The 808-nt window shown below is 73.4% G+C and carries 1 protein-coding gene; it reads right to left on the reverse strand.

Annotated features, from left to right (window positions below):
• Positions 1–719, reverse strand: a 719-nt coding sequence (locus R1101_RS0124710; protein ID WP_016935796.1) for a DUF881 domain-containing protein, incomplete at its 3' end; no start/stop codon positions are given.
• Positions 720–808: the final 89 nt, after the last annotated feature.

The raw sequence follows: 808 nt of genomic DNA on the forward strand, positions 1-808 counted from the left end.
AAGGACGTCTGCAGCCGGGACGGGGGCCCCACCGCCGAGACCGTGTACGGGGAGAATACGGGCCGGTTGTCGACGAGCATCGCTCCCCCGGCCTGGCGGATGGTCACGCCGGGACCCACCCGCACGCCGCCGACATCGACGGCCTCCGCACCGGCGGCCCAGAGCGCATTGACGACCGACTGCAGGTCCCGGTCGAGGACGAGCGCGGTGGGCCGGTCCTCGAGTCGCGCCGCGTCCGAGAGGTTCGGGCGCGCGGCGGGTTCGGTGAGGGTGACGGTCATCCCGGGTCCGCGTACAGGTGTCGCGGCAGCCGCGGTCTCGGCGTCCCGGAGTTCGTCGAGGATGCTCGCGCCGTCACCGCCGTCGGCGAACAGCGCGGTACGTCGTTCGTCGATCGCGGCGCCGAGTTCGTCCCGCCGCGCGGTCAGCGCGGCGATCCGATCGTCCCCCGCCCGGAGGGAGTCGAGAATCTCGGCGTGGGTGCTGTCGGTGCCGGCCTCTACATCGGCGTTCTGGGCGTACGCGACGCCGAGGACGAGGCCGGCGAGGAGGACACCGGCGCCGAGCCACGCGCGGGAGGCCCGCGGCGTGGTGCGGGAGCGGTCCGCCGCCCGGTCGGCGGCGGACGCGGCGTAGCCGGGGTCGAGATGATCCTCGAGAAGCGACTTCAGCAGCGAGGGCACCGGATTGCGCCGGATGCGTTCCCACGCGCGGCTCATCGGATCACCTCCCGACCGGCACGTTCCGTGCCGTCACGACGGCCTGCGCGAGGTACAACAGACCGGTCCACACGTACAGCACGGTCCCC

Origin of the sequence: Rhodococcus sp. R1101 (genome assembly GCF_000278445.1) — a bacterium.
GTDB lineage: Bacteria > Actinomycetota > Actinomycetes > Mycobacteriales > Mycobacteriaceae > Rhodococcus > Rhodococcus gordoniae.